Consider the following 5,197-nt stretch of genomic DNA (forward strand, 5'->3'; position numbering starts at 1 on the left):
CCGAAAACTTTGTGTTGCCGCTGTCCCATGATGAAGTGGTTCACGGTAAGCGTTCGATCCTCGATCGTATGCCGGGCGATGCCTGGCAGAAGTTTGCCAACCTGCGCGCCTATTATGGCTGGATGTGGGCCTTCCCCGGTAAAAAGCTGCTGTTTATGGGCAACGAATTTGCTCAGGGTCGCGAGTGGAACCATGACACCAGCCTCGACTGGCATCTGCTGGAGGGCGAGGATAACTGGCATAACGGCGTACAGCGACTGGTGCGCGATCTGAATCTGACCTATCGCCATCACCAACCGATGTATCAGCTCGACTTCGACCACCGCGGTTTTGAATGGCTGGTGGTCGACGATCATGACAACTCAGTATTTGTCTTTGCCCGCCGCGACCGCGCGGGCAATGAGATCATTGTTGTCGCCAACTTTACGCCAGTGGCTCGCCATGACTACCGTTTTGGCATCAATCAGCCAGGCCGCTGGCGTGAAATTCTGAATACCGATGCCGGGCATTACCACGGCAGTAACCTGACTAACGGCCTGCTGCACAGTCAGCCGGTTCACAGTCATCAGCGTGAGCATTCGCTGAGTATGGTGATACCGCCACTGGCAACCGTGTGGCTGATGCGGGAGGGAGAATGAGCGCATTACTGGCTGGCCGTCCTGAACCGTCGGGTGCCTGCTACGACGGTAAGGGCATCAATTTTACCCTGTTTTCCCACTATGCCGAACGTGTGGAGCTGTGCCTGTTTGATGCCGAGGGCAACGAAACGCGTTACGACCTGCCTTCGCGGAGCGGCGATATCTGGCATGGTTACTTGCCTGCCGCCACCCCCGGCCAGCTGTATGGTTATCGCGTGCACGGCCCGTGGCAGCCGCAGCAGGGGCATCGGTTTAACCCGGCAAAACTGCTGGTCGATCCTTGCGCCCGTGAAGTGATCGGCGAAGTCACCGACGATCCGCGCTTCCAGTGTGGTGTTGATGAACCCGACACCGCGGACAGTGCCGCCATCGCACCAAAAAGCGTGGTGGTGATCGACGATTTCGACTGGGATGACGACGTGCCGCCGCGTGTGCCGTGGGGATCGACGGTGATCTACGAAGCGCATGTACGCGGCCTGACGAAACTGCATCCGGATATTCCGGAAGCGATCCGTGGCACCTATGCCGCGCTTGGCCATCCGGTGATGATCGATTATTTCAAACGGCTGGGGATTACCGCGCTGGAACTGTTACCGGTGGCTTATTTTGCCAGCGAGCCACGGCTGCTGCGGCTGGGGCTGACCAATTACTGGGGATATAACCCGCTGGCGCCGTACGCGCTCGACGCGCGTTACGCTTCCGGTATTGATCAGCTTCATCCACTGAATGAGTTTCAGCAGGCGGTCAAAGCGCTGCACAGCGCCGGTATCGAAGTGATTCTCGACGTGGTGTTTAACCACACCGCCGAACTGGAAGAGACCGGCCCGACACTGTCGAAGCGCGGCGTTGACAATAAAAGCTACTACTGGCTGAACGATAAAGGTGAGTACCAGAACTGGACGGGCTGCGGCAACACCCTGAATATCAGCCACCCCGAAGTCATGCAGTGGACGCTGGAATGCCTGCGTTATTGGGTGGAAGTCTGCCATGTGGACGGTTTCCGCTTCGATCTCGCGACGGTGCTGGGCCGCACGCCGGATTACGATCCGCAGGCCGCGATGTTTGCGGCGCTGAAAGCCGACCCGCTGCTGTCGCAGGTCAAGCTGATCGCTGAGCCGTGGGATATTGGCCCCGGCGGTTATCAGGTCGGTAATTTCCCCGAGCCGTTTGCCGAATGGAATGATCATTTCCGCGATGCCATGCGCCGGTTCTGGCTGTATGGCGATATCTCTAACGGCGAATTCGCCCGCCGTTTTGCCGGTTCCAGTGATGTCTTCCAGCAGCAAAATCGTCTGCCATCGGCCAGCATCAACCTGGTGACCGCTCACGACGGTTTTACCCTGCGCGATGTGGTGAGTTATGAGCGTAAGCATAACCAGGCTAACGGCGAAGATAATCTCGATGGCAGCAACAATAATTACAGTCATAACCACGGCACTGAAGGGCTGAAAGTGCCGCTGACGGTGATTGAACGTCGCCGCAATAGCGTACACGCGCTACTGACGTCGCTGTTGCTGTCACAGGGTACGCCGATGCTGCTGGCCGGTGACGAGCATGGTCACAGCCAGCATGGCAACAACAATGCTTATTGTCAGGATAACCAGCTAACGTGGCTGAACTGGCAGGATAATGACAGTGGGCTGTTCGACTTCACCGCTGCGCTGATTCATCTGCGTCGCCGTATTCCGGCGTTGCAGCAGGATCGCTGGTGGCAGGAAGGAGACGGCAATGTGCAGTGGCTCAATGCTGACGGCCAGCCACTGAGCAGTGAACAGTGGGAACAGGGGCTGCACAGATTGCAAATTCTGCTCTCAGGCCGTTGGTTAATAACAATAAACGCCTCCGAAGAGGTGAGTGACATCGCACTACCTGATGGAGAATGGTACGCCATTCCTCCTTTTGCCGGGGATGATAACCCGATCCTTTCAACCGTCTGGCATGGTCCCGCGCACGGCGTGTGTGTGTTCCAAAAGCAATCATAAGGAGTCAGACATGGTTAAATTAGAAAGAGCAGACCATCTGATGTTGGCAAGACAGCTGCCAACGCAAACTGTAGCCCTGATCCTTGCTGGCGGACGCGGTACGCGCCTGCGGGATCTCACCGCTAAACGTGCCAAGCCGGCGGTGCATTTTGGCGGCAAATTCCGCATCATCGACTTCGCACTGTCTAACTGTATTAACTCCGGTATCCGTCGCATTGGCGTGATTACTCAGTATCAGTCGCACACGCTGGTGCAGCATATTCAGCGTGGCTGGTCCTTTTTCAATAATGAGATGAACGAGTTTGTTGATCTGCTTCCGGCTCAGCAACGTTTTTCGACCGAAAGCTGGTATCGCGGAACCGCTGATGCGGTAACGCAAAACCTCGATATTATCCGGCGTTATAACGCCCAGTACGTGGTGATTCTGGCGGGCGACCATATCTATAAAATGGATTACTCGCGCATGCTGCTGGATCACGTGGATAACGACGCGCAGTGTACGATTGCCTGTATTCCGGTGCCGATTGCCGAAGCCAGCGCCTTTGGCGTGATGGCGGTGGACAACAACCATAAAGTGATCGAATTTGTCGAGAAGCCGGAACACCCGCCGTCAATGCCGGGCGATGATACGCAGTCGCTGGCCAGTATGGGGATTTACGTCTTTAACGCCGATTATCTTTACCAACTGCTGGAAGACGATCTTCAACGGACAGACTCCAGCCATGACTTTGGCAAAGACCTGCTGCCGAAAATTGTCGCCAGCGGTGAGGCTTACGCCCATTCATTTAATCTTTCCTGCGTGCAGAGTGACGACAGCGCACCGCCATACTGGCGTGATGTCGGTACCCTGGAAGCTTACTGGCGTGCCAATCTTGATTTAGCCACGGTCACGCCGGAACTGGATATGTACGACCATGAATGGCCGATTCGCACTCAGATGGAACAGCTCCCCCCGGCAAAATTTGTCCAGGATCGTTCCGGCAGCCATGGGATGACCATGAACTCACTGGTCTCTGGCGGCTGCATTATCTCCGGCTCGGTGGTGGTGCACTCGGTGTTATTCCCGCGCGTGCGGGTGAACTCATTCTGCAATATTGATTCCTCGGTGCTGTTACCTGATGTGGTAATTGGCCGCTCCTGTCGTTTACGTCGTTGCGTTATCGATCGCGCCTGCGAACTGCCGGAAGGCATGGTGATAGGTGAAAATCCTGATGAGGACAGCCGCCGGTTTTATCGTTCGGAAGAAGGGATCGTGCTGGTTACGCGAGCGATGTTGGCCAGACTGGCCAAAGCGGCTGGCTGACGGATGAAAACGGTTATCGCTGTTGGCGCGCTGGAGCGTGCCAGAGCCTAGTTAAGGAGCCCAGAATGCAGGTTTTACATGTCTGTTCAGAACTTTTTCCGCTGCTCAAAACCGGGGGTTTAGCGGATGTTGTCGGGGCATTACCAGCAGCACAGATTGCCGAGGGAACGGATACTCGGGTGTTATTACCGATGTTTCCTGATTTGCGTAAAGGCATTACCAATACTGAAGTGGTCGCGGAACTACAAACCTTTGCCGGTTATGTTCGGCTGCATTTTGGGCATTTCAATGGCGTGGGGATTTATCTGATTGAAGTGCCAGGGCTGTACGATCGGCCAGGCAGTCCTTATCACGATGAATCACAATTCGCTTATACCGATAACTATTTGCGCTTTGCGTTACTGGGTTTTATCGGCTGTGAACTGGCCTGTGGGCTGGATACCTGGTGGCGTCCGGATGTGGTGCATGCGCACGACTGGCATGCCGGTTTAACCTGCGCCTATCTGGCCGCGCGTGGGCGACCGGCCAAGTCGGTATTTACCGTACATAACCTCGCGTATCAGGGGCTGTTTTCGGCTCACCATATGGACCAGATTCAACTGCCATGGTCATTCTTTTCTATGCATGGCCTTGAGTTTTATGGGCAGATCTCTTACCTGAAAGCCGGGCTGTTCTATGCCGATCATATTACGGCGGTCAGCCCGACTTATGCGCGGGAGATAACCCAGCCGGAGTTTGGCTACGGCATGGAGTCTTTGCTCGAGCTGCGGCTACGGGAAGGGCGACTGAGCGGTATTCTTAACGGCGTTGATCCGGCGATCTGGGATCCGGAGCACGACCTGTTGCTCGGTTCGCGTTACAACCGCGACGTGCTGGAAGCCAAAGCGGAGAACAAGCGTCAGTTGCAGATTACCATGGGCTTAAAAGTCGATGACAAAGTGCCGGTATTTGCGGTGGTCAGCCGCTTAACCCGGCAAAAGGGATTGGATCTGGTGCTGGAGTCGCTGCCTGGATTACTGGAGCAGGGTGGGCAACTGGTGTTATTGGGCGCCGGTGATGCGGTGCTGCAACAAGGTTTTCTCGCCGCAGCGGCCGAACATCCGGGACAGGTGGGTGTGCAAATTGGTTATCACGAAGCCTTCTCGCATCGCATTATCGGCGGTGCAGATGTCATTCTGCTGCCCAGCCGCTTCGAACCTTGCGGGCTGACGCAATTATATGGTCTGAAATACGGCACGTTGCCGCTGGTGCGCCGTACCGGCGGGCTGGCGGAT

Annotated in this window: 4 protein-coding genes; all 4 read left to right on the top strand. The window is 55.8% G+C overall.

The annotated features are described in order from the left end of the window. Positions 1 to 638, top strand: a 638-nt coding sequence (locus tag NG42_RS23380; protein ID WP_241488317.1) for an alpha amylase C-terminal domain-containing protein, incomplete at its 5' end; no start/stop codon positions are given. Further along, positions 635 to 2,620: a glycogen debranching protein GlgX gene (glgX, locus tag NG42_RS06490; RefSeq protein ID WP_052898458.1), complete on the top strand. Its 1,986-nt coding sequence runs from the start codon at positions 635 to 637 to the stop codon at positions 2,618 to 2,620. The genes NG42_RS23380 and glgX, both read left to right, overlap by 4 nt. A gap of 10 nt (positions 2,621 to 2,630) precedes the next feature. Beyond that, the gene (gene glgC, locus NG42_RS06495; protein WP_052898459.1) at positions 2,631 to 3,923 is read left to right on the top strand and encodes a glucose-1-phosphate adenylyltransferase; all 1,293 of its coding nucleotides are present in this window, start codon (positions 2,631 to 2,633) and stop codon (positions 3,921 to 3,923) included. A gap of 65 nt (positions 3,924 to 3,988) precedes the next feature. Beyond that, a partial coding sequence (gene glgA / locus NG42_RS06500; RefSeq protein ID WP_052898460.1) for a glycogen synthase GlgA occupies positions 3,989 to 5,197 on the top strand: 1,209 nt, incomplete at its 3' end.

The sequence above is a fragment of the Winslowiella iniecta genome (genome assembly GCF_001267535.1).
GTDB lineage: Bacteria > Pseudomonadota > Gammaproteobacteria > Enterobacterales > Enterobacteriaceae > Erwinia > Erwinia iniecta.